The organism is Pseudazoarcus sp. NS20 (assembly GCF_059703745.1).
On record NZ_BAAKIY010000001.1, the window covers coordinates 393,128 to 416,471 of the forward strand.

General features: G+C 65.4%; 21 protein-coding genes and 1 tRNA gene. 9 read left to right on the forward strand and 13 right to left on the reverse strand.

Annotation, left to right across the window (positions count from 1 at the left end):
- Positions 1-53: 53 nt before the first annotated feature.
- From AC6H0W_RS01925 to AC6H0W_RS01940, 4 genes are all read right to left on the reverse strand, one after another.
- Positions 54-2,273, reverse strand: a complete 2,220-nt coding sequence (locus tag AC6H0W_RS01925; RefSeq protein WP_497575422.1) for a RelA/SpoT family protein — start codon at positions 2,271-2,273, stop codon at positions 54-56.
- A 118-nt stretch (positions 2,274-2,391) separates the two neighbouring features.
- Positions 2,392-2,607, reverse strand: a complete 216-nt coding sequence (gene rpoZ / locus AC6H0W_RS01930) for a DNA-directed RNA polymerase subunit omega (RefSeq protein WP_497575423.1) — start codon at positions 2,605-2,607, stop codon at positions 2,392-2,394.
- A gap of 3 nt (positions 2,608-2,610) precedes the next feature.
- Positions 2,611-3,225, reverse strand: a complete 615-nt coding sequence (gene gmk, locus AC6H0W_RS01935) for a guanylate kinase (RefSeq protein ID WP_497575424.1) — start codon at positions 3,223-3,225, stop codon at positions 2,611-2,613.
- 16 nt (positions 3,226-3,241) lie between these two features.
- Positions 3,242-4,108, reverse strand: coding sequence for a YicC/YloC family endoribonuclease (locus AC6H0W_RS01940; RefSeq protein WP_497575425.1), 867 nt, complete (start codon positions 4,106-4,108; stop codon positions 3,242-3,244).
- Positions 4,109-4,202: 94 nt separating this feature from the next.
- Between AC6H0W_RS01940 and AC6H0W_RS01945 the strand changes: the two genes are divergently transcribed.
- From AC6H0W_RS01945 to hemW, 5 genes are all read left to right on the forward strand, one after another.
- The gene (locus AC6H0W_RS01945) at positions 4,203-5,150 is read left to right on the forward strand and encodes a serine/threonine protein kinase (protein ID WP_497575426.1); all 948 of its coding nucleotides are present in this window, start codon (positions 4,203-4,205) and stop codon (positions 5,148-5,150) included.
- A 10-nt stretch (positions 5,151-5,160) separates the two neighbouring features.
- Positions 5,161-6,072: a PP2C family protein-serine/threonine phosphatase gene (locus AC6H0W_RS01950; RefSeq protein ID WP_497575427.1), complete on the forward strand. Its 912-nt coding sequence runs from the start codon at positions 5,161-5,163 to the stop codon at positions 6,070-6,072.
- 86 nt (positions 6,073-6,158) lie between these two features.
- Positions 6,159-6,878: a ribonuclease PH gene (rph, locus tag AC6H0W_RS01955; protein ID WP_497575428.1), complete on the forward strand. Its 720-nt coding sequence runs from the start codon at positions 6,159-6,161 to the stop codon at positions 6,876-6,878.
- A gap of 6 nt (positions 6,879-6,884) precedes the next feature.
- A complete protein-coding gene (gene rdgB / locus AC6H0W_RS01960) occupies positions 6,885-7,481 on the forward strand; it encodes an RdgB/HAM1 family non-canonical purine NTP pyrophosphatase (protein WP_497575429.1) in 597 nt (198 codons plus the stop codon).
- Positions 7,478-8,695, forward strand: coding sequence for a radical SAM family heme chaperone HemW (gene hemW / locus AC6H0W_RS01965; RefSeq protein ID WP_497575430.1), 1,218 nt, complete (start codon positions 7,478-7,480; stop codon positions 8,693-8,695). Before rdgB ends, hemW begins: the two co-directional genes overlap by 4 nt.
- A 56-nt stretch (positions 8,696-8,751) precedes the next feature.
- Here the strand turns inward: hemW and sppA are convergent, their stop codons facing one another.
- From sppA to thiS, 4 genes are all read right to left on the reverse strand, one after another.
- Entirely contained in the window at positions 8,752-10,572 is a 1,821-nt protein-coding gene (sppA, locus tag AC6H0W_RS01970) for a signal peptide peptidase SppA (protein ID WP_497575431.1), read from the reverse strand.
- Between the two features lie 24 nt (positions 10,573-10,596).
- Positions 10,597-11,316 (reverse strand): tRNA (guanosine(46)-N7)-methyltransferase TrmB, encoded by a 720-nt coding sequence (gene trmB, locus AC6H0W_RS01975; RefSeq protein WP_497575432.1) that lies wholly within the window; start codon positions 11,314-11,316, stop codon positions 10,597-10,599.
- A gap of 72 nt (positions 11,317-11,388) precedes the next feature.
- Positions 11,389-12,174: a thiazole synthase gene (locus tag AC6H0W_RS01980; RefSeq protein WP_497575433.1), complete on the reverse strand. Its 786-nt coding sequence runs from the start codon at positions 12,172-12,174 to the stop codon at positions 11,389-11,391.
- Between the two features lie 49 nt (positions 12,175-12,223).
- Positions 12,224-12,427 (reverse strand): sulfur carrier protein ThiS, encoded by a 204-nt coding sequence (gene thiS / locus AC6H0W_RS01985; protein ID WP_497575434.1) that lies wholly within the window; start codon positions 12,425-12,427, stop codon positions 12,224-12,226.
- A gap of 178 nt (positions 12,428-12,605) precedes the next feature.
- Between thiS and AC6H0W_RS01990 the strand changes: the two genes are divergently transcribed.
- A tRNA-Gly gene (locus AC6H0W_RS01990) sits at positions 12,606-12,679 on the forward strand.
- A 168-nt stretch (positions 12,680-12,847) separates the two neighbouring features.
- On the opposite strand, the gene AC6H0W_RS01995 is transcribed toward AC6H0W_RS01990, so the two are convergent.
- On the reverse strand, positions 12,848-13,534 hold the full coding sequence (locus tag AC6H0W_RS01995; RefSeq protein WP_497575435.1) for an MgtC/SapB family protein: 687 nt from the start codon (positions 13,532-13,534) through the stop codon (positions 12,848-12,850).
- 73 nt (positions 13,535-13,607) lie between these two features.
- On the opposite strand from AC6H0W_RS01995, the gene AC6H0W_RS02000 reads away from it, so the two are divergent.
- Positions 13,608-13,871 carry a hypothetical protein gene (locus AC6H0W_RS02000; RefSeq protein WP_497575436.1) on the forward strand — a complete coding sequence of 88 codons (264 nt, stop codon included), beginning with the start codon at positions 13,608-13,610 and terminating at the stop codon, positions 13,869-13,871.
- Between the two features lie 332 nt (positions 13,872-14,203).
- Here the strand turns inward: AC6H0W_RS02000 and AC6H0W_RS02005 are convergent, their stop codons facing one another.
- The 3 genes from AC6H0W_RS02005 to AC6H0W_RS02015 all read right to left on the reverse strand — a co-directional run bounded on the left by AC6H0W_RS02005 (position 14,204) and on the right by AC6H0W_RS02015 (position 19,078).
- On the reverse strand, positions 14,204-17,164 hold the full coding sequence (locus AC6H0W_RS02005) for a hybrid sensor histidine kinase/response regulator (protein ID WP_497575437.1): 2,961 nt from the start codon (positions 17,162-17,164) through the stop codon (positions 14,204-14,206).
- A gap of 61 nt (positions 17,165-17,225) precedes the next feature.
- The gene (locus AC6H0W_RS02010) at positions 17,226-17,513 is read right to left on the reverse strand and encodes a hypothetical protein (protein ID WP_497575438.1); all 288 of its coding nucleotides are present in this window, start codon (positions 17,511-17,513) and stop codon (positions 17,226-17,228) included.
- A 164-nt stretch (positions 17,514-17,677) separates the two neighbouring features.
- On the reverse strand, positions 17,678-19,078 hold the full coding sequence (locus AC6H0W_RS02015; protein ID WP_497575439.1) for a sigma-54-dependent transcriptional regulator: 1,401 nt from the start codon (positions 19,076-19,078) through the stop codon (positions 17,678-17,680).
- A 746-nt stretch (positions 19,079-19,824) separates the two neighbouring features.
- Between AC6H0W_RS02015 and AC6H0W_RS02020 the strand changes: the two genes are divergently transcribed.
- Positions 19,825-20,793: a glucokinase gene (locus AC6H0W_RS02020; RefSeq protein ID WP_497575440.1), complete on the forward strand. Its 969-nt coding sequence runs from the start codon at positions 19,825-19,827 to the stop codon at positions 20,791-20,793.
- Between the two features lie 242 nt (positions 20,794-21,035).
- On the opposite strand, the gene AC6H0W_RS02025 is transcribed toward AC6H0W_RS02020, so the two are convergent.
- Positions 21,036-21,557, reverse strand: coding sequence for a hypothetical protein (locus AC6H0W_RS02025; RefSeq protein WP_497575441.1), 522 nt, complete (start codon positions 21,555-21,557; stop codon positions 21,036-21,038).
- Between the two features lie 388 nt (positions 21,558-21,945).
- Here AC6H0W_RS02025 and rpoN point away from each other — a divergent pair, with 388 nt between their 5' ends.
- Complete coding sequence (gene rpoN / locus AC6H0W_RS02030; protein ID WP_497575442.1) at positions 21,946-23,316, forward strand: RNA polymerase factor sigma-54; 1,371 nt, start codon at positions 21,946-21,948, stop codon at positions 23,314-23,316.
- Positions 23,317-23,344 lie beyond the last annotated feature (28 nt).

Genomic DNA, 23,344 nt, shown 5'->3' on the forward strand with positions numbered 1-23,344 from the left:
GTAGGTCAAGTGCTTTTACACACTACCCCTAGTAGGTCGTCTGCGAAAACCTACTACATGCTGCGACCAAAGCTGCCGTCGCTGCGGATGCGCCCGATGCGCATCACTTCCGGCACGCGGCGCACCGAACGCATCACAGAGGCAAGCTGCATGCGGTCGTGCACCTGGATGGTGAGGTTGAGGGCGATGTACACGCCCTGCTCGTTGTCCATGGTGACGTTCTGGATGTTGCAGTTCTCTTCCGCGATGGCGCTGGCAACGCGCGCCAGCACGCCACGCCCTTCGCGCGTGATGACCTTGAGTGTGACCTCGAAGGCGCGCTCGTGCGCGGGCTCCCACTCGACATCCACCCAGCGCCCGCGATCGCCGCGCACCTTGGCCACGGCCGTGCAGTCGTGGCGGTGCACTTCCAGGCCCTTGCCTTTGCGGATGACGCCGATGATGGGGTCTCCCGGGATCGGCTGGCAGCAGCTGCCGAACTGCACAGCAAGGCCCTCGCTGCCGCTGATGTGGATCGGCGACATGGACTTGGGCTTGATGACGTCCGGCCGACCGGATTCCTGCTCCTGCGCCTGCACCAGACGGCGCGCCACGATCACCGGCAGGCGCTTGCCCAGACCGATCTCGGAGAACACCTCTTTCTTGCTCTTCACGCCGCGATCTTTCAGGAAGCGGTCCCACGCGAAGGTGCTGATCTGCCCCAGCGCCAGACCATGCGGGCGCAGCGCCTGATTGAGCAGACGCTCGCCCAGCGACACGGACTCTTCGTTCTGCGCGTTCTTGAGGAAGTGGCGAATCTGCGCACGCGCCTTGCCGGTGCGCACATACGACAGCCACGCCGGGTTGGGGTTGGCGTGGGCGGCGGTAATGATCTCGACCTGATCGCCGTTGCGCAGCTCGGTGCGCAGCGGCATCAGGTCGGCGTTGATGCGGCAGGCCACGCAGCGGTTGCCGATGTCGGTGTGCACCGCATAGGCAAAATCGACCGGCGTGGAGCCGCGCGGCATCGACAGGATCTTGCCCTGCGGCGTGAATACATAGACCTCGCTGGGGAACAGGTCGATCTTGACGTGCTCGAGGAACTCCGTGGCCTCGGCGGAGGTGTGCTGCAGTTCGAGCAGCGACTGCACCCAGTTGTGGGTGCGCTGCTCGAGCTCGGTGAGGGTCTTCTCGTCGTCCTTGTACAGCCAGTGCGAGGCCACGCCGGCGTCGGCGATGTGGTGCATCTCGGCCGTGCGCACCTGAATCTCGATCGGCGTGCCGAAGGGGCCGATCAGCGTGGTGTGCAGCGACTGGTAGCCGTTCGCCTTGGGAATGGCGATGTAATCCTTGAACTTGCCCGGCACCGGCTTGTAGAGCGAATGCAGCGCGCCGATGGCGACGTAGCACGTCGGCACGTCGGGCACGATGACGCGGAAGCCGTAGATGTCGAGCACCTGCGAGAACGACAGGCTCTTCTCGACCATCTTGCGGTAGATCGAGAACAGGTTCTTTTCGCGGCCGAAGATGTCGGCGGCGATGCCCCACTGCGGCAGGCGCTCTTCAAGCGCCTTGAGCACCTTGCCCACCACCTCGCGACGGTTGCCGCGGGCGGCCTTGACGGCGCGCGACAGCACGGCGAAACGCAGCGGGTACTTGTGCTCGAACGACAACTCCTGCAACTCGCGGTAAAGCGTGTTGAGGCCCAGGCGGTTGGCGATGGGCGCGTAGATGTCGAGCGTTTCGGTGGCGATGCGGCGACGCTTGTCGGGGCGCACGTGATCGAGCGTGCGCATGTTGTGCAGGCGGTCGGCCAGCTTGATCAGGATCACCCGCAAGTCGTTGGCCATGGCCAGCAGCATCTTGCGGAAATTTTCGGCCTGCGCTTCCTTGCGCGAGCGGAATTCGACCTTGTCGAGCTTGGAAAGCCCGTCCACCAACTCGGCGGAGACCTTGCCGAAACGCTCGGAGATCTCCTGCTTGGAAATGTGGGTGTCCTCCATGACGTCATGGAGGAGCGCGGCGATCAGCGCCTGCGAGTCGAGGCGCCAGTCGGCAATGATGTCGGCAACGGCAACCGGGTGCGAGATATACGGGTCGCCACTGCTGCGGAATTGCCCGTGATGGGCGTCGGCCGAGAAGTGGTAGGCGGTCTCGATGAGACCGATGTCCTCAGGCTTGAGATAGACCTCGAGCTTGGCCTTGAGGCGACCGAAGTCGAGCGACAGCACGCTCGAAGTTGGCGGGCTGAAGGGCTCTTTGGGTGGGGAGTTGGTGTCGGTCGCAATCGCCATGCTGGCTAGCCCTCCGACACCGGCGCCGGGCATGCACACGCCTCCGGCAGTTCGCTCCGGAAGCGCACTCTACAAGCCGTCAGTGCACGCCCTTTCTTCAAACGCCCTCCCCGGCAGTTCAGGCCTGGCCGCGGTTCAGCACCTCAAGCCCGACCTTGCCGTCCGCGATTTCGCGCAGCGCGACAACCGTGGGCTTTTCCTTGCCGTACTTCTCGGCCTCGATCATCGGCGTGGCGCCCACCGTGAGCTGGCGCGCACGGTACGTGGCAGCCAGCGTGAGCTGGAAGCGGTTCGGAATCAGCTTAAGACAATCTTCAACGGTAATGCGGGCCATGGCTCAATCCTGCTCAAGAAATTCAAGGTAATGCGAATGCCGCGCACGCTGCCGCGAATAACGCAGCCGCGAGGCGCGGACGATTGCCACGAGGTCGCCGATGGCGTCCTCCAGCACGTCATTCAGTATAACGTAGTCAAACTCCCCCACATGGCGCATCTCGCCGCGAGCGCCCAGCAAACGGCGCGAAATCACGTCATCGCTGTCAGTACCACGCCCGCGCAGACGCTGCTCCAGCACCTCGAACGATGGCGGCAGCACGAACACCCCCACCGCCTCGGGAAAGCTCTTGCGCACCTGCTGCGCGCCCTGCCAGTCGATCTCCAGCAGGATATCGCTGTCGGCTTCGATCTGCTCGCGAATCCAGACCTTCGAGGTGCCGTAATAATTGCCGTGCACTTCGGCCCATTCCAGAAACTCGCCGCGATCGCGCAGGCTTCGGAAGGTGTCGATATCGACGAAGTGGTAATGGCGACCGTTCTCTTCGCCCTCGCGCGGCGCGCGAGTGGTGTAGGAGACGGACAGCCGTACCTGCGAGTCGCGCGTCAACAAACCGCCGACCAGCGTCGTCTTGCCCGCGCCCGAAGGGGCCGTGATGATGATCAGTGTGCCTGCCATGCGCTGTCTCCCGGCCTCATTCGATGTTCTGGACCTGCTCGCGCATCTGCTCGATCAGCACTTTCATTTCCATCGCGATGCTGCTGATGTCGCCGGCCGCGGATTTGGACGCCAGCGTGTTGGCCTCGCGGTTGAGTTCCTGCATCAGGAAGTCGAGCCGCTTGCCGGCCTGACCGCCGGTATCGAGGATGCGCTCGACCTCGTCGAGGTGGGCCACGAGACGATTGAGTTCTTCATCCACATCCACGCGCTGCGCGAACACCGCGACTTCCTGACGAATGCGATCCTCATCCAGCGCCGCCACCGCATCGCGTAGGCGCGCCGTCAGACGCGCCTGATAATCGGCCACCACTTCGGGAATGCGCGGCTGGGCGCGCGCCACCAGCGCACGCAGGCCATCGACCCGCTCGCGGATCATGCCGGCGAGCTTCTCGCCCTCGCGTGCGCGGCTGGCGATGAAGTCGTCCAAGGCCTTGGTGAGCAACTCGGCCACTTGCGGGCGCAGGCTCTCGGGCTCGACACGGTCTTCGGCCAGCATGCCCGGCCAACGCAGCACCTCGGCCACGGAAAGGCCGGCGGCTTCGGGCATGCGGGTGCGCACGGCAGCTTCGGCGTGACGAAGTTGTTCAAGCAGTGCGGAATTCAGCGCGAGATGCGGGACACCGCCGCCGTCCACCTGCAAACTGAAGCGACATTCGACCTTGCCACGCGACAGGCGGGCAGACATCGTCTCGCGCAACAGCGGCTCGAACAGCCTCAACTCGTCGCCCACACGGAACACGAGATCGAGAAAACGCGAGTTCACGCTGCGCAACTCAAGATGCAGACTCGCACGGCCCACTTCGGATTGCTGGACGGCAAAGCCTGTCATGCTACAAATCATTGGTCATTTCTCCGGAAAGTCGGTGCGATCCATTACACTCCCCCGACGACGCGCCCACCGGGCCCAGAACTGACGCCGCGGACAACCCCGACACATGTCGACCCTAGCGAACGCCGCTCTTCCTGCCGGATTCCAGATCGACCATTACCGCATCGAGCGTCAGCTCTCGCACGGCGGTTTTTCCATCGTGTATCTGGCGCGCGATGCCGCCAACACGCCGGTGGCCATCAAGGAATACCTGCCCAATTCGCTGGCGCTGCGCAAGGAAGGCGAAACCGCGCCCCTCATTGCGGCGTCGCATCAGGCGGCCTTCCGCTACGGCATGAAGTGCTTCTTCGAAGAAGGCCGCTCGCTCGCCAAGCTGATGCACCCCAACGTGATCCGCGTGCTGAACTTCTTCCGCACCAACGGCACGGTGTACATGGTGATGGAATTCGAGAAGGGCCGCACCCTCAACGAGTATATCCAGAAACACCGCGGCAAAGTGCCGGAGCGCTTCATCCGCGCGGTGTTCAGCCGTACCCTCAACGGCCTGCGCGAAGTGCATTCGCACAAGATGCTGCACCTCGACATCAAGCCTTCGAACATCTATCTGCGCACCAACGGCACGCCGGTGCTGCTCGACTTCGGCGCGGCGCGTCAGACGCTGGCTTCCGAGCAGCCCATGCTCAAACCGATGTACACGCCGGGCTTCGCCTCGCCCGAGCAATACACCGACCGCGCCGGACTGGGTCCGTGGAGCGATCTCTACAGTGTAGGCGCCAGCATGTACGCCTGCGTGATCGGCACCGCCCCGCCACGCGCCGACGAACGCGTGCAGATCGAAACCATGATGCCGCTGGCCGAACGACGCCCTGCGGGCTACTCGCCCGAGCTGCTCGAAACCATCGACTGGTGCCTGCAACTCGACCCGCTGAAGCGGCCGCAAAGCGCCTATTCGCTGCAGAAGGCCGTGATGCGCCGTGAAGAGGGCGACGCGCTGCCGCCGGGCCTTTTCGCCGACGCCGGCAGCCGGCTGAAATCCTTCATCCAGCGCGGCTGAGGGCTCGGTCGTGAAGTTCACCATCTTCCAGGACAGCCGCGTAGGTCAGCGCAAGAACAACCAGGACCGCATCGCCTATTCGTATTCACGCGAGGCGCTGCTGATGCTGGTGGCCGACGGCATGGGCGGACACCTGCACGGCGAGATCGCGGCGCAGATCGCCACCGAGATCATCGTCGCTGCCTTCCAGCGCGAGGCACGTCCGCGCCTGGACGATCCGACGCGCTTCCTGCGCAGCGCCATCGACAACGCCCACAGCGCGATTCTCGACTACGCTTTCGACAAGTACCTGCCCGAGGCGCCGCGCACCACCATCGTGGCTTGCGTGGTGCAGCAGGGCTCGGCCTGGTGGGCACACGCCGGCGATTCACGACTGTACGTGCTGCGCGGCGGACAGATCATCGAGCAGACACGCGATCATTCGCGCGTGCAGATGCTGCTCGACCAGGGGCTGATCACGCCCGAGGAGGCCACCCGCCACCCCGAGCGCAACCGCATCTACAGCTGTCTGGGCGGTGACCACACGCCGCAGGTCGAGCTCGCGCCAAGGCTCACGCTGTGGGAAGAGGACGTCATCGCGCTGTGCTCGGACGGTGTCTGGGGCCCGCTCGGCGATCAAGGCATGGTCGACGGCCTGGCCGACGGTGACGTCATGCAACGTGTGCCGGCCCTGCTCGACCGCGCCGAGCAACTTGCCGGCCCGGTATGCGACAACCTTTCCATCGTCGCTGCGCGCTGGCATGGCGGCGGGGCGGGTGCCAACGAGGCCATCGAAACCGAGATGCTGGCACCAGACCACTTCACCACGCACATGGACAGCTTCGACACCAGCACGCTGACCGCCAGCGACACCGAGTTCAGCGACGACGACATCGAACGCGCCATCAGCGAGATCAACTCGACCATCCGCAAGTTCAAGTAGGGCGCGTTCTCCTTTACCATGGCGGTCACGCCGCTGCGGGCAGCACGCTCCGCCGGCGCTCTTGCGAACACGCTCAGGAAATCCCCATGCGACACGACCAGCGACGCCCGGACCAGCTCCGTCCGGTGCGCATCACCCGCCATTTCACCCGTCACGCCGAAGGCTCGGTACTCGTCGAATTCGGCGACACGCGCGTGCTGTGCACGGCCAGCGTCGAAGAATCCGTGCCGGGCTTTTTGCGCGGCAAGGGCCAGGGCTGGCTGACCGCGGAATACGGCATGCTGCCGCGTTCCACCCATACGCGCAGCGGGCGTGAAGCCGCGCGCGGCAAGCAAAGCGGGCGCACGCAGGAAATCCAGCGCTTGATCGGCCGCAGCCTGCGCGCGGTGGTCGACCTCGAGGCGCTCGGCGAGCGCCAGATCATCATTGACTGCGACGTGTTGCAGGCCGACGGCGGCACGCGCACGGCCTCGGTCACCGGCGCCTGCGTGGCGGTGTGCGACGCCCTCAACGGGCTGGTGGCCTCCGGCCTGCTGGCGAAGAGCCCGCTGCGCGACATGGTGGCCGCCATTTCGGTGGGCATCGTGAACGGTCAGCCGGTGCTCGACCTCGACTACGTCGAAGACTCCGACTGCGACACCGACATGAACGTGGTGATGACCGGCTCGGGCGGCATGATCGAAGTGCAGGGCACGGCCGAAGGCGCGCCGTTCTCGCGCGCCGAGCTCGACGCCCTGCTGGCGCTGGCCGAGGGCGGCATTGCCGAGCTGGTCGAAGCGCAGAAGATCGCCCTCGCACAGGAGTAAGCCGCCGTGATCGAGCGCCTCGTTCTCGCCAGCAACAACGCCAAGAAAGCGGCGGAACTCGATGCGCTGCTCGCACCGCTGGGCATCGAAGTGATCTCGCAGGGCTCGCTCGGCATCCCCGAAGCCGAAGAGCCCTACGCCACCTTCGTCGAAAACGCGCTCACCAAGGCGCGCCACGCTGCGGCGCACTCCGGGCTGCCGGCGATTGCCGACGATTCCGGCCTGTGCGTGGCGGCACTGGGCGGCGCACCCGGCGTGCTGTCGGCGCGCTTTGCCGGCGAGCCCAAGTCGGACGAGCGCAACAACGCGCTGCTGCTCGAACGCCTGGCCGGCGTCGAAGATCGGCGCGCACACTTCTACTCGGCCATCGTGCTGGTACGTCACGCCGACGACCCGCAGCCGCTGATTGCCGACGGCGAATGGCACGGCGTCATCCTCGAGGCCGCACGCGGCGCGGCCGGCTTCGGTTACGACCCGCTGTTCTACGTGCCCGAGCTCGAGCAAACCGCCGCGGAGCTCGAACCCAAGCTCAAGAACCTGCTGAGCCATCGTGGCGCGGCCATGCGCCACCTGCTCGACCGGCTGGAGCGCTACGGCACGTGACACACCCCGTGCATCGCCTGGCGGTGCAGCCCCCCCCCCGCCCGCTCGTCACCGACGCACCGGGCCCGGCCACCCCGCCGCCGTTGTCGCTCTACGTGCATTACCCGTGGTGCGTGCGCAAATGCCCGTACTGCGACTTCAACTCGCACACGCTGCACGACGGCGCCGACCCGGTCGCGCTGGAGCAGGCCTACATCGACGCGCTGATTGCCGATCTTGCCAATGCCGCAAGCGGCGTTGCAGGACGCACGATCCACACCGTGTTCTTCGGCGGCGGCACGCCCAGCCTGATGACGCCGCACAGCCTGGGCCGCGTCATCGACGCCATCGCGCAGCACACCGCGCTGGCATCCGACGCCGAAATCACGCTCGAGGCCAACCCCGGCACCTTCGAGATGGAACGCTTTCGCGGCTTTCGCGCCGCCGGCGCCAACCGCCTGTCGATCGGCATCCAGAGTTTCGACAATGCCCAGCTTGCATCGCTGGACCGCATTCATGACAGCAGCGAGGCGCAGCGCGCCATCGGCATTGCGCTGGAGCACTTCGAGCGGGTGAATCTCGACCTGATGTACGCACTTCCCAGCCAGACGCTCGAAGCCGCACTGGCCGATCTGGAAACAGCGCTGTCTTTCGGCACTGAGCATCTGTCGTGCTACCACCTGACGCTCGAGCCCAACACACCGTTCTTCCAGCAGCCCCCGAAGCTGCCCGACGACGACACGGCGGCCGACATGCAGGAGGCCATCGAAGCGCGGCTGGCGCACGCCGGCTTCGAAAACTACGAAACCTCGGCCTTCGCCCGCCCCGGCGCGCGTAGCCGCCACAACCTCGCCTACTGGACGTTTGCCGACTACCTCGGCATCGGTGCCGGCGCGCACGGCAAGCTTTCAACCGCGGAAGGCATCGTGCGCGAAATGCGCCACAAGCACCCGCAGCGCTACCTCGAAGCGGCCGCATCGGGCCGTTTCGTGCAGGACACGCGCGCCGTGTCGCGCGCGGAGTTGCCCTTCGAGTTCATGATGAATGCGCTGCGCCTGACCGGCGGGGTGACGGCGGAATCCTTCGAGGCACGCACCGGCCTCGCGCTGGCCAGCATCGAGCCGCAACTGGCCGAAGCACGCCGGCTCGGCCTGCTGGAAGACGACGCGCAAATGCTGCGACCCACCTTGCGCGGGCAGCGCTTTCTCAACGAGTTGCTGGAAATCTTTCTGTAGGCCGGCACGAGCGCAGCGCCTGATCTGCGCGCTGCGCTCGCAATTCGGCTACGGCCTTACGGCCCCTCGCACAGGCAATGCACGTAGATGTGGCGCGGATCATTCCACGTCAGCAGGGCCTGTGCCTCGCGCTGCAACGACGCGAAGAGCCCCCCGAAACCACCGCTGGGCGCAGGCTGCGTCTCGGCCGAAACGAATTCGCTGACGCTGCGCATCAGTCGCTCGCGCGGCGAAGCAGCCGGCTCCGGCCACACCACCGCATAGTCTTCCAGCCCGGCGCGGCGCGCAGCGGCAGCCACCGCGCCGTGCAGGCCACCCAGCTCATCGACCAACCCCAGCTTCTGCGCGGCCTCGCCCAGCCACACGCGGCCGCCAGCCACAGCATCCACGTCCTTAACAGACATGCCGCGCCCTTCTGAAACCGTCTGCAGGAAGCGGCGGTAGCCGAATTCGAGCGATTGCTGCATCACGTCCTCCGCCTGCGGCGAGAGCGGACGGCGCGGATCAGGCACGCCGGCCAGCGGCCCGGTGGCGACGCCATCGACGCTCACGCCCAGACGCTCGAGCGGTGCGGAGAACTCGGGGTATAGCGCGAAGATGCCGATGGAGCCGGTGAGCGTGAGCGGATGGGCGTGGATTTCGTCGGCTCCGGTGGCGATCCAGTAGCCGCCGGACGCGGCTGTGGAGCTCATCGAGGCGATCACCGGCTTGCCGGCACGGCGCGTGATTTCAAGCTCGCGGCGCACCTGCTCGGAGGCCCAGGCGCTGCCGCCGGGGCTGTCGATGCGCACCACGATGGCGCGCACCGAGGGGTCGTCACGGGTTTCGCGGATCAGGCGGGCGAAGGTGTCGCCGCCCACAGTACCGGGCGTGCCGGCGCCGTCCATGATGGCGCCCTGCGCCACCAGCACCGCCACGCGGTCGGACGCTTCGCTTTGCGGCTGCGTGGCGAGGTAGCGCGACACGCTCACCGCACGGCCACCGAAACGCCGCTCCACCAGCCCGAAGCGCTCGGTCAGCGTGGCGCGCCATTCGTCGGCCGTGCTGAGACGGTCGACCAGGCCGGCATCCAGCGCGGCACGCGCGGGGCTGCCGCCGGCCGTGCGCAGATGGTCATTGAAATGACGCACCCAGCCAGTCAGAGCGGCCGGGCCGAGCTTGCGGCTGGCCAGGATGTCGTTGCCGAGCGCACCCCATACGCCGTTGAGCAGGTCACGCGTGTTTTCGCGGCTCTCGTCCGACATGTAGTTGCGGATGAAGGGCTCGCCGAAGGATTTGTATTCGCCGACGCGGAACAGGTGGATCTTGATGCCGAGCGATTCCAGCGCCTTGCCAAAATAGCTCGAATAGCTCGCCAGACCGCGCAGCAGCAGGAAGCCGTCGGGCGACAGGTGCACCTCTTCGGCCACGCTGGCGAGATAGTACTGGCCTTCGGTGAAGCGCTCGCCGCGCGCCAGCACCGGCTTGCCGGCATCGCGGAAGGCCTGGATCTCGGCACGCAGCTCGGACAGGCGCGCCACGCCGCCACCATCGAGATCATCGGTTTCGATGACCAGCGCGGCAATGCGCTCATCCTCGCGTGCCGCGCGCACGGCGGCGAGCAGGTCGCGCAGCGCGGTCTGCGCCGGGGTATCGCTGCCGGGGCCGATCAGATCGAGCGGTGAGCCCACGCGCGTCTGTTCGACCAGCGCGCCGGCCGGCCGCAACACCAGCACCGAGCCGTCTTCGATACCCGGCGAAGGCGACCACCAGGCAATACCGATGGCCACCAGCACAACGATGAGGATCAGGTTGAGCAACACGCGACGCAGGCCGTCGATGGCTCGAAAGAAGAAGCGGAACACACCGCCGATGAAGCGGAATACGGCCTTGATCACCTTGTCGACCCCTCGCGTGCGGCGTCAGCGACGCCGAAACAGCAAATCCCACACTCCGTGGCCGAGCTTCAGGCCACGATTCTCGAACTTCGTCACCGGGCGCCATTCAGGCCGCTCGGCATAGCCCTCCGCGGTGTTGGCGAGCAAAGGCTCGCCCGACAGCACTTCGAGCATCCACTCGGCGTATTCCTGCCAGTCGGTGGCGCAGTGCAGGTAGCCGCCCGGCGCCAGCCGCGAGGCGATCAAGGCCACGAACTCGGGCTGGATGATGCGCCGCTTGTGGTGGCGCTTCTTGTGCCACGGGTCGGGAAAATACACATGCACGCCGGCCAGCGAGCCGGGGCGGATCATGTCGCGCAGCACCTCCACCGCATCGTGCTGGCATACGCGCAGATTGTCGAGGCCGTTTTCGGCGATGAGCTTGCACAGGTTGCCAACGCCGGGGCCGTGCACCTCCATCGCGAGGTAGTCATTCTCGGGGTGGGCGCCGGCGATGTGGGCGGTGGTTTCGCCCATGCCGAAGCCGATTTCGACGATCTTCGGCGCGGCACGCCCGAACACCGCATCGAGATCGGTCTCGGCGATGCGATAGGGCATGCCGACCTTGGGCAGCATGTCGTCCAGCGCGCGCTGCTGCGCCACCGTCATGCGGCCCTGACGCAGCACGAAGCTGCGGATGCTGCGGCTGGAAAAGCGCGCTTCCGGGTCTTCGGGCAGCGGCGCGCGTTTGGGCGTTTCGTTCATCGGGAAGTCCGGGCGGTGAATGCAAAAACGGGCCCACGCGGGCCCGTCGCTGTTACGTGCGCGGCGACCGGCTCAGGAGCCGATCAGGCCGCTGGTCGGCGAGCTCGGGTCGGCCGAATACAGCTTGCGCGGCATGCGGCCCGACAGATACGCCAGACGACCGGCCTCGATGCCGAGCTTCATGGCACGTGCCATGGTCACCGGCTGCTTGGCCAGCGCGATGGCGGTGTTCATCAACACGCCGTCGCAACCCAGTTCCATCGCAATCGCCGCATCCGACGCGGTGCCGACACCGGCGTCGACGATCACCGGCACCTTGCTCTGGTCGATGATCAGACGCAGGTTCCACGGGTTGAGGATGCCCATGCCCGAGCCGATCAGCGAAGCCAGCGGCATGATGGCGGCGCAGCCGATGTCTTCGAGCATGCGCGCCTGAATGGGGTCGTCCGAGCAATACACCATCACGTCGAAACCATCTTTCACCAGCACTTCGGCGGCTTTCAGGGTTTCCGGCATGTTCGGGAACAGCGTGGTGGGGTCGCCCAGCACTTCGAGCTTCACCAGCGCATGGCCGTCGAGCAACTCGCGCGCCAGGCGCAGCGTGCGCACCGCGTCGTCGGCGGTATAGCAGCCAGCGGTGTTCGGCAGGATGGTGAATTTCTCGGGCGGCAGCACCTCGAGCAGGTTGGGCTCGCCGGGGTTCTGGCCGATGTTGGTGCGACGGATCGCGACGGTGACGATTTCGGAGCCGCTGGCGTCGATGGCTTCGCGCGTCTCGGCGAAATCCTTGTATTTACCGGTGCCGACGAGCAGGCGCGAGCCATAGGACTTGCCGGCGATGACGAGGGAGTCGTTCATTCTGGAGGAAACCTTGAAGGAAATTCGGAAACGCAGGGGCCCGCAGTGCTCAACCGCCGCCGACGGCGACGACGATCTCGAGGCGGTCGCCCACGTTCAGCACGGTTTCGGCGTGACGCCCTTTCGGGACGATCTCACCGTTGCGCTCGACTGCAACACGCTTGCCTGCCAACGCGCGCTGCTCGAGCAGCGCGAGCACGGTCAGACCGTCGCGGTGTTCTTCGGGCTCGCCGTTGATGATGACTTCAGCCATGGCAATAGATGTGCAGGTGCTTGAGAAAGCGACAATTCTACCACGCGCCGGATTGGCAAATCCAAACCTCCGCCACGCGCCACAACGCCCGGCCAGCACCTCGGGCACCGTCACCGAGCCGGTACAGCGATGAACAATTTGGCGGCGCCCAAGCGGTGACGTAGAATCGCGCCCTGTTGCGGGTGTAGTTCAATGGTAGAACGGCAGCTTCCCAAGCTGCATACGTGGGTTCGATTCCCATCACCCGCTCCAGCCCTCCTTTCCGGGCCTGCCGGCCTGTACCCACTCCGCTCGGAAGCTCGCGCTCAAGGTCTCGGCGCCCAGGCTCCACACGCTCCAAATTTCATGCGGCATCCAGACTCCGGGAGGATGGCATGCGCCTTCGCGTCGCCCGCCACCCGAGCGGGCTGAACAGGAAGCTCAGACCGGCTTGTCGCCCCCTTCAGGCACGCGCGGGGGCTTGCGTTGGGGCGAAACCGCCGGGGGGTCGCTGGCGGGGAAGCTCTCTTCCATCGCTTCGTCCAGCAGATCCTCTTCGTGCTGCTCTTGGCGCTTCTTGCGATCCAGGTCGGTAACTGGCGGCTTTTCACTCATGGGTTTGTTCATGGAGCTCTCCTCCTCGTCGTCGGCGAACGCTTTGTCCGCCAGGGGCGCGCCTTGCGGCGCCATGCGGTGCAGCAGCGACAGTACGCACCACGTCAATACGCTGGCCAGCAGTGCCGTGCCGAAATGGCCCAGGCCGGCCGCAATGCCGGTGATCGAAGTCATCCAGATGCCGGCTGCGGTCGTCAGCCCGCTGATATCGCTCTCGGATTGACGCTTGAGGATGGCGCCGGCCCCCAGAAAGCCGATACCCGTCACCAGACCTTGAATGACCCGCGAGACCCCGTCGGGGCCGATATCTGCTTCGAGCGCAGCGATGACTGCGAGACCGGAGCCGGCCGCCACGATGATGTGTGTGCGCAAGCCGGCCGCCTTGCCCATGCGCTCGCGCTCATAACCGATCAATGCGCCACAGGCGATGGCGAACAGCAGCCGCAGCGTGGCGCGGGCCACATCGTATCCGTCGCTGAAACCACCCGAAAGTTCGCGCATCAGGAAATCCATGGCATCACCTCAGCACGTTGATCGCGCTCGCAATGTACGACTTAAAAGGGCGCCCTTGACGGGCGCCCACGAGATGAAACAAATTTTCCGCCGCCGTCACGCCAGCAAGGCGGAACGGGTCAGAACCGGCCCGGTTGCCGATAAACATGCATTTCGTTCGCCCACACTCCACTGCTCATCGACGGCCAATGATCCTTGTGGAACCCGGCGCATTCTTCAAGCGCTCGGCTTCGACGTCGAGACGGAAGCCGTGACGATTGACGTCGAGCGCCAAAGCCTACCGCGCGATGGCGGGCGGACGTATCGCGCTCATCCGGGCACCATGGTGCCCGGATGAGCCGGCGTGGCTGAAAGCTTCACTGCCCTCGCCGAGCCAGCGCTCGGGGGCAGACCATAGCCGGGGTCTCCACCCATGCTTCTGAAGGCGCTGATTTCGTGTATCGGCTCGATCTCCTCGCGACAGGGAGAGAAATGTGGATAGCTCGTTCTCACGATGTGCTCCTCATGATCTCGTCTGATCACTGCTCCGGGCGTGCCGCGCGGAAGGCCTGGCCCCTCAGCGGCCTGCCCGCAATCCACATACCCAACCTTACCGGCCGGGCAGAGGGAGGCGATTTGACGAGGGGCAGGCTTTACAGACACGTGCAGTTCTTCCCGCTGCCTGGAGGATCAGCGGCGCGAGCCGGGAGCTGGTGGGAGCGGCGGCGAGGCGGCGCTCTGACGATGCAGCCCGAGCACATCAAGCAGCACATCCACCAAGCGACCTTCCTCCACGGGCTTGCCCAGACGGGCCTCAAAGCCGGCGGACAGAAAGCGCTCTTCAGCAAGGTGCGTGAAGGCCGTGCAGGCCACCGCCGGAATGCCCTTGCGCCGGTTCGACCTGCGCAGCTGACGCAGCACCTCGAAACCACTGCGACCTGGCATCGCGATGTCCAAGAGCAATACGGAAGGCACGGGGTCGGGCGTATCGCCCTCCCACCACTCCATCAGCGATTTACCGGTTTCGAACTCCAGCACCAGCGCGCCCGCGTGAAGCAGCATCAGCCGGATCACCTCGCGGGCGTTCTGCTCATCATCCGCCAGCAACACGGTAACGCCCTCCAGCGGCCGGCCGGCCGGGCGCTCCAGCTCGTTCGCAGGGCGCGCCGCCACGTCCCCGGTCGCCTGTGGAAGAAGCACGTGGAAGCTCGACCCTTGATGCGCGCCACTGCTGCTGGCGCTCACGCTGCCGCCGTGCAACTCGACCAGATTGCGCACCAGCGCCAAGCCGATCCCCAGCCCGAGATAGTTTCGCGTCATCGAGGTGTCGGCCTGACTGAAGCGGTCGAAGACGTGCGGCAGGAAGTCGGGCTCGATGCCGACCCCGGTGTCCGTGACGCTGAGCGCAATCTGGTCACCGTTGGAGGACAACCTGAGCTCGACAACGCCATGCTCGGGGGTGAATTTGATGGCGTTCGAAAGCAGGTTGCTGACCACTTGCTGCAGGCGATCAAAGTCGCCATCCACCGGCATGGCGGACTCGGGGTAATCGAACTGCAGCGCAATGTTCTTGACCCTGGCGAGGTCGCGCGACACATCGATGGCACCCGCCACCACCTCGGCCAGATTGAGACGATAGCGGTTGAGCTCAAGCTTGCCGCTGATGATGCGCGAGGTATCGAGCAAATCATCGATGAGGCGCGTCTGATGATCGACGTTGCGCTTGATGGCCGCCGCGGCACTGCTCACCAGCATCGGCTCCGGCTCGCTGGCGCCGGCCAACAACTGACTCCAGCCCTTGAGCGCATTGAGCGGGGAGCGCAATTCATGCGAGACGATGGCGAGAAACTCGTCCTTCGCGCGGTTGGCGCGCTCGGCCTCACCGCGCAGGCGATGCTCGACCACCAACAACTGCTCCAGCTTGACCTGGGCACGCTTGCGATCGGTGATGTCGGTGGCCACCCCGACCACGCCGAAGATGTTGCCGTTCTCCTCTCGCAGCGGCGACTTGGTGACCAGATAGGTACGCGTCACGCCTCCCACGGTGCGTCTTTCCTCGGCGGTGGCCGGCTGACCGTTTTCCAGAACGCGGCGGTCATTCGCCACGGACTGGCGGGTTTCCGGCGTATCGCCCAGCACTTCGTCCTCGCGACAGCCGATCACGCGGTCACGACTCAAGCCCATCAAGGCCAGGGCCGCCGAGTTGACCATGATGATGCGGCCATCACGGTTCTTGGCCATGATCAGTTCCGGCGTGGTCGCGGCGATGGTGCCGAGCAACTCGGTACTCTCGCGCAGCACGGTAAGCGTCTGATTAAGCGTCCGCGTGCGCTCGGCGACGCGTTTATCCAGAGCTGCAAAGGCTTCGCGCTCTGCGTGCCACCGAGCCCGAGCCACGCTTGCATCGCGCAGCACCAACACCCCGCCGGCAAGCCGCTCTCGGCCGCGAATCGGCATCGAGGCCACCTCGACGGCGCGCAGGCTGCCGTCGCGACGGCGCAAAGCGGGTTCTCCATCCAGCTCCTGGGCCAATCCCTCTTCCAGGGCCTTATGCCATTGGGAACCGAGGGGAGCGCCGCTCCCCTCATCCACCAACGTCAATATTTCGCTCAGGTCATGCCCGACCGCATCTTTCGCATCACGCTGCAGCAGTTCTTCGGCCGCGGGATTGAGCAAGCTGACCCGCCCCTCGTCGTTGAGGGTGATCACCGCATCGCCGATGCTCGACAACGTGGCTTCCAGCCATTGGCGCTGGGTCGCTTCGCTGCGTTCAGCCAGGGAGCGCCGGTGGTTCATTTCGTCGAGCCGGCCCGAGGTCCACAGGATGAGGACAACACTCGCGGCAATCCCCACCACCGTGAGCGCACCGGCGCTCTCAACACTTTCGAACCAGCCCGCCCGCACCCCTGAGAGCTGCACCCAGGCCGCGAGCAACGGCAAGCAGATAGCCAGCGGCACGAGCCGCCGCACAATCATCGCCCCGGGGGAATCGTGCTCCAGCACCTGCAACAGACGGGAGGACGGCCGCGTCAGCATCAGACCGAAGCTGGTGGCCAGCAGCCCAAAAGCCACCGGCAGCGCCATGCCCAAGGATGGCACGGCGAGGTCCAGACGCAACAGCCGGAAGGTCATGCCGACCAGCGCCACCAGTGCCACACCCCCCAACATGGCCGCCAGGTACTGCGCCCATTCCCAGGCCCGTTTGCCCGGCAGGGTGGCCAGCAAGATCGACACCGCCATCAGCACGTAGCAAGAAGCCGCGCCGATCGACGTGGGAGGCCAATCCAGCCATTGCAAGCGCTGCACCAACTCGAGACTGTGGGCTGAAACCCACCCCTCTTCGAGTGCGATGCCCGGCACCGCCACGAGCAGTATCAGCAAGACACACCCGCGTACCGGCCAACGCAGGCGGTAGGCCTGCGGCCCCTCGAGCATGCGCAACGATGCCGCGGCCGCCAACAACACGACCACGCCAGTGGGCATGATCGGCCGCGAATTGGTGCCGAGGGTGGCCAAGGCCGGAATGCCGGCCAGCCAACCAGCCACCGCGGCGAGCGCCAGCAAGGCGACCACGGCACTGGCAGCCGTTGCACCACAGCGCAAACGCGATGGCCACAGATTGACGCGGTGGGCGGGCGAAGCAGGTGGCACGCCGAGGATCAACGCCGACCCTCGGCATCAAGGTTCGCATCACCTGTGGACTCGGGCGTCCTCAGCGTGAAAAAAAGCGGCTCAGCAACACGCCAGCCCCGACCGCGATGGCCACCGAGGCAATCGGATGATCGCGAATGCAGTCCCGCACCTCTTCTGTCCACTGCTGCTGGTGCTCGTTGATCTGTTTGCCCAGCTTCTGGCCGCGGGCTCCGGTCTCGCGCAGGGCCGAGGAGGCGCCACGTCGGGCACGCTCCGCGGCGTCGCGGGCGCTGGCAGAGAGATGCTCCAGTCTGGCGGCCCCCTCGTCGGCGGCTTCGGCAATACGCTTTGCGGCACTCGTACTCATGGTGTTGATCTCCATCGTTGAATTGCTCGGCACCTGCGTGCCACGGTCGGCATGAGCGGAATACTTCACCGGCAGCCCACATCTGGCTGCAAGCGTCGTGCCCGCTGCTCTGCCGCTGCACGTCGGTCGCCGTGCATGCAAACCTTGCGCAGTGGCGGTAAGCCTTACATGCCACGGCCACCCGCCCCTGCCTCTTCATGCATGGCGTACGCCTCGGCGTCGTCCGGCTCCTTTTGCGTGTTGTACACCGCCAAGCGGTTGTAAAGCGTCTTCAGGCTGATGCCGAGCATCTCGGCCGCCTTGCGCTTGACGTTGCCGCATTCCTGCAAAGTCGCCTCCAGCACGCGACGATTGACCTCTTCCAGTGGCGTGCCGATGCGGATGGTCAGCACTGGGCTGTGCGCCGCCTTGAGGAAGGTTTCCGGTGCAAGGTCGGCTTCGATGACCTCGTCCGCGAGAATGAAGGCGCGATGCACGTAGTTTTTCAACTCGCGCACGTTGCCCGGCCAGGTGTGCGCATACAGCGACGCAATGGCCTCGGGCGTGAAGCGCTTGGACGTGCCTTCCTGCTCGTTGAGCTGCTCCAGAAAGTGCTCTGCCAGCAGTTCGATGTCGGTGCCGCGTTCGCGCAGCGGCGGCAGGTGCACCGGGAAGACATTGAGGCGGTGGTACAGATCCTCGCGCATGCGCCCTTCGGTGACGGCACGCTCGGGCGAACGGTTGGTGGCGGCAATCAGCCGAACATCGGTGGCGATCGGGTCGTTCGTGCCCACGCGCATGAAGCTCTTGGTTTCGAGCACGCGCAACAGCTTGACCTGCAGATCGGGGCGCATCTCGGTGACTTCATCGAGAAACAGCGTGCCGCGGTTGGCTCGTTCGAAGAAGCCCTGGTGCTGACGGTCGGCGCCTGTGAAGCTGCCCTTTTCGTGCCCGAACAGCTCGCTCTCGACCAGTTGCGGCGACACCGCCCCGCAATTGAGCGGCAGAAAGGACTGGCGGCGGCGCCGGCTCAACTCGTGAATGGTCTGCGCCGCAACCTCCTTGCCGGTGCCGCTCTCGCCGACCAGCAGCACCGAGGCCGAGGTGGGTGCGACGCGGGCGATCTGGTCGTACACGCGGCGCATCGCCGGCGAGTTGCCCAGCACATGGCCGAAGCGACCCAGCCGCAGCAACTCGTTGCGCAGTTCGCCAATCTCCTCACGGAGGTGCTCGGCTTTGGGCACACGTTGCAGGATGCCACGCAGACGCTCGACGTCCACTGGCTTCACGAGGTAGTCGGTAGCCCCTTGGCGCAGGGCGTCGATAGCGCTCTCGACCGTGGCGTAGCCGGTGACGACGACCAACTCCGGGGCACTGGGGCCTTCGAACTCACTCAGTAACTCGATGCCCAGCCCATCGGGCAGCATCAAGTCGGTGAGCACCAGTTCGGGCCGCGAACGGGTGAGCTGGATGCGCGCAGAACGAAGCGAAGTGGCTGTGCTTACGGTGTACCCCAGCCCGGTGATGAACTCGCTCATCCATTCGATGGCTTCGAGGTCATCGTCGATCAGAAGTACCTGCGGCATTCAATTCTCCAGACATATTCTTTGGCAAAAACCATGTCTGAATCTTAGACAAGCAATCCGGCGGCCCAAGGAGGCACTTTGTAATATTTTCCATTACATTTTTATGTCCAACCTAAAGCGCGTACGAAATGCACAAGGCGTTTGCCAGCGCTCTCCGGCACACCTGGATTTTCATTTGTCCTTCACGTAACAAGCCCTTCTCCGCTCGTGCTGCAGCCCCCCGCACTCAGGGCGCGGCCAGCGCCATTCCTTTCATGAACTGTCGCCCGCCCCGGGAGCGAAACCGCGCTTTTTCCATGCGCTGACCGCCGATTTCACGGCGCACTGACCGATGCGCCTTGTCCAGCACAAACCCGAAAACCTTGAATACGTGCCGGCCTGCACATCGAGAGGCTTTATGAGCTGAGCACGCTGCGGATCGACGCGCCTGTTTGCAATGCATGCACTCGCGTCGGCTTGTCACCTCGCAAGGCCGGCCGACGACACCTCAAAGGGGGCTTGTGACAAGCACTCACATTTGAAGAAGGATCGGACGGCGCGTGGCTCAGTCACACAGATGTGCCACTCAAGAGATGGCCGGAGCTCCCGAGTGCTCCGCTCCCGCAATGCCGGGGCATCTTTCCAGCCCTGCCGCGCGTATCGCTTTGGCATTTTCGAGGCTGGGAGCGTTTATTGCTCATTGGGGGTGGCCCATCACGGGCCCGCACTGGGCGGGCGTCGGATGAAGGGAGAACAAGGAGAAAAATATGATCCTGTGCGGTGACATCGGTGCCACCAAAAGTCTGCTCGGACTGGCCGAGAAAATGGATGACGGCTTTCGCATCGGATTCGTGCAACGTTACGAAAACCGGGACTGGCCGAACTTTGAAGATTTGATCGACGACTTTCTGAATGCGGCCGGCGCCGCCACTGGTCGCGCCATGCAGCTCGAGGCCGCCGGCTTCGGCGTTGCCGGGCCGAAGGGGCCGACCGGCGTGCGCATGACCAACCTGGACTGGCATCTCAGTTCAGCCTCGCTCAAGGCCGTGCTCGGAGGGGCTCCGGTGTGCCTGCTCAACGACTTCGAAGCCAATGCACACGGCATTGACGATCTCGCCCCCGATGGTTTGCTGACCCTGCAGCGCGGCAAGGACGACCCGGATTTTCCGCAACTTGTGATCGGTGCGGGCTCGGGCCTGGGCGTGGCCTACCGCGTGCGCACAGACGACGGCGCCAAGGTGGTTGCAGGTGAAGGCGGGCACATCGGATTTTCGCCGCGTTCCACACGTCAGGCTGGACTCTGGCTACACCTGCAGGAACACCTCGGACGCGTCAGTGCCGAGCACGTGATCTCGGGCCCGGGTCTGGTACGCGCCTATGAATGGATGAAGCGCGGGCGCGCGGCGGACGATCTGGACGGCGAAGCCGTTTGGGAGCGCGCGCAGGCTGGCGAGGGTGACGCCCGCAAGGCGCTGTCGATTTTCCTGGATGCGTTCGGCGCAGTTGCCGGCGACCATGCACTGAGCGTGCTGGCCCGCGGGGGCGTGTTCGTCACCGGCAGCGTGGCATCGCGTCTGCTGCAGAACTCAGCGGCGCCTTTCCTTGCCGCTTTTCGTGACAAGGGGCCTCACAGCCGCCTCGCTGCCACTCTCCCCATCTATCTCGTCACCGACCGGCATCTGCCGATGCTCGGGGCCGCCCGGGCTGCGTGGAATCACGCCGCAGCGGGAAACTGACCGGGCAGCCCGCAGCCCGCGCGTGCAATGCGACGCGGGCCGCCTCCTCATGGTTGGCCGTAGTCAAAAGCCTGCGTATTGACTGCGTCGTCTCGCGGCGTGAAGGCAACGCGCCCCGACCATCGGCCGATGCCATCACGACAGGAGGCCAGAGCCGGCAGTCGGCGCCCGACAACGCTCCAAACGAGGATCGGGAAGCGCGGCGCCGGATTCATGGCGGCGCCAGCGCCTCTCCGACCTCGTCAGCCGAGCACGGCCACGCCGATGCGCGGGTGCATCAGGGAGGCGTGCACGACACCGGCCCGCTTCGACGCATCCGGCAGACTGACTTCGGATTCGCTGCCGGAAAGCGACGAACCGGGCCCGGGGTTGGCTTCATCGGGGGCAGTGCCGCTGTCCGGCGCGGCGGTGCCGGCATCCGGCCCAGTACCGCTGCCCGCATCGGGCGATGCCGCGGGGGGCGGAGCGGTTTCGGCAGTGCCCGGCGCTGTGCCTTCGGGCATGGCCCCTGACGGTGCCGACGAATCGGCGCCGGCCGGCGGCGTATTGGAGGGGGCTGCACCGCTGGGGCCGCCTGCCGGGCTGTCGGTCGGGGGAGTGGGCGGCGGCATGGCACCTGCCGGCGGAGCGGACGGGCTGGACGGGGGCGCAGGCATGTTTTCCGGTTGCGAGGCGGCGGGCTCGTCCGCCGAGCGATCGCAAGCCACCAGCAAGCCACTCATGGCCAACAAGGCGGCCACATGACGCAGTCGTATCGGTTTCATGGTTGTTCCTCCATAGCGCGGGAGCTTGCGGGCTGCATGCTCCCCCAGATGATCGATACCGCGCCGCGTCAGGCACGGCTGCATGCATCGATGCAAAGGCCCCCAGCATTCTTCGTGCCCGCTCTTTCCCGTGCCAGCCTGACGCCTGAATGTCAGCAGTCACAGGGCACATCGAAGCCCTCGCTCGCTCGCCGCGAACAACCCCGTAAACAAGAACTTCTTACTGAGCGAATGTAAAAGGTGCCGGTTCTACAACGCCTGCGCGGCCCTGCATCCCTCTGATCACGGGAATTCGCGTGGTGGCACGAAGCTTGCGAAAGTGCCTGACTCGCGGCTTCGATGCCGCCATCAACGCCATGCACACCCAAGCTGAAGAAAAGGAGATGTCATGAGCCTCGGAATGGAGATGCGCTTACGCCAACACTTGGCGATAACGCCTCAGATCCGTCAAGCCTTGCGACTCCTGCAGCTGTCTTCTCAGGAATTCACGCAGGAAATCGAGCAAGCCGCGATCAGCAACCCTTTTCTCGAAGAGAACCCGGACGCCCCCGCGCCTGCTGCGCCCACTCCGCCGGCACCGCCGCCATCTGCGGAAATCGCCCCCGTACCCGGTTACGACGGCGGGCGCAGCAGCGGTGACGACACCGACTGGACGGAGTGGACCGAATCCCACGTATCGCTGCGCGAGCATCTGCGCAGTCAGTTAACGATGTCGCCGATGAGCGACCGCGAGCGTGTGCTGACGCACATGATCATCGACGAGTTGAGCGACGCCGGTTACCTCACCACACCGCTGGAAGAACTGGTCGAGCTCATCCCGCCCGAAGACGGCGTCGATGCATGCGAACTGAGCGCCGCCCTCAAGCTGGTGCAGCAGCTCGACCCCGTAGGCATCGCAGCGCGTTCGTTGCAGGAATGCCTGCAACTGCAACTGCACGCACTGCCGCCCGACACGCCGGCGCTGGAACTGGCGCTGCAACTCACCGAAACGCATTTCGAGCTGCTGGCGCGGCGCGAATTCATCCGCCTGCAGCACCAACTAGGCTGCAGCGAGGCCGACCTCCACAGCGCGCGCGCGCTCATCCGCTCGCTCGAACCGCGGCCGGGACGCAGCTTCGCGCCCGACGACACGCGTTACGTGGTGCCCGACATCATCGTCGGCGAACAGCAAGGGCGCTGGGTGGCCACACTCAATCCGGCCGTGCAGCCACGCCTGCGCATCAACCGCGCCTACGCCGACATTGCCGCCGAACGTAACGGCGACGCTTCGTTCTCGCGCCTGCTGCAGGAAGCACGCTGGCTGCTGCGCAACGTCGAGCAGCGCTTCTCCACCATCCAGCGCGTAGCCGACGCCATCGTGGCGCGCCAGCGGCTGTTCTTCATGTACGGCGAGGCGGCGATGAAGCCGATGGCGCTGAAGGACATCTCCGGCGAACTGGGCCTGCACGAATCCACCGTATGCCGCGTCACCAACGGCAAATACATGGCCACGCCGCAGGGACTGTTCGAGTTCAAGTACTTCTTCTCGCGCCAGCTCGCCACCGACGACGGCGGCAGCTGCTCGGCCACCGCCATCCGTGCGCTGATGAAAGAGCTGATCGCCGCCGAAGATCCGCGCACGCCGTTGTCGGACGCCCGACTGGCTCATCTGCTGGCCGAGCAAGGTCTGAAACTGGCTCGACGCACCGTCACCAAATACCGCACGTTGATGCGCGTACCCAGCGTCGAGTTGCGACGCGTAGCGGGGCGCGCAGCCTGATACCTCATTGCGATTCACCTCGGGAGAG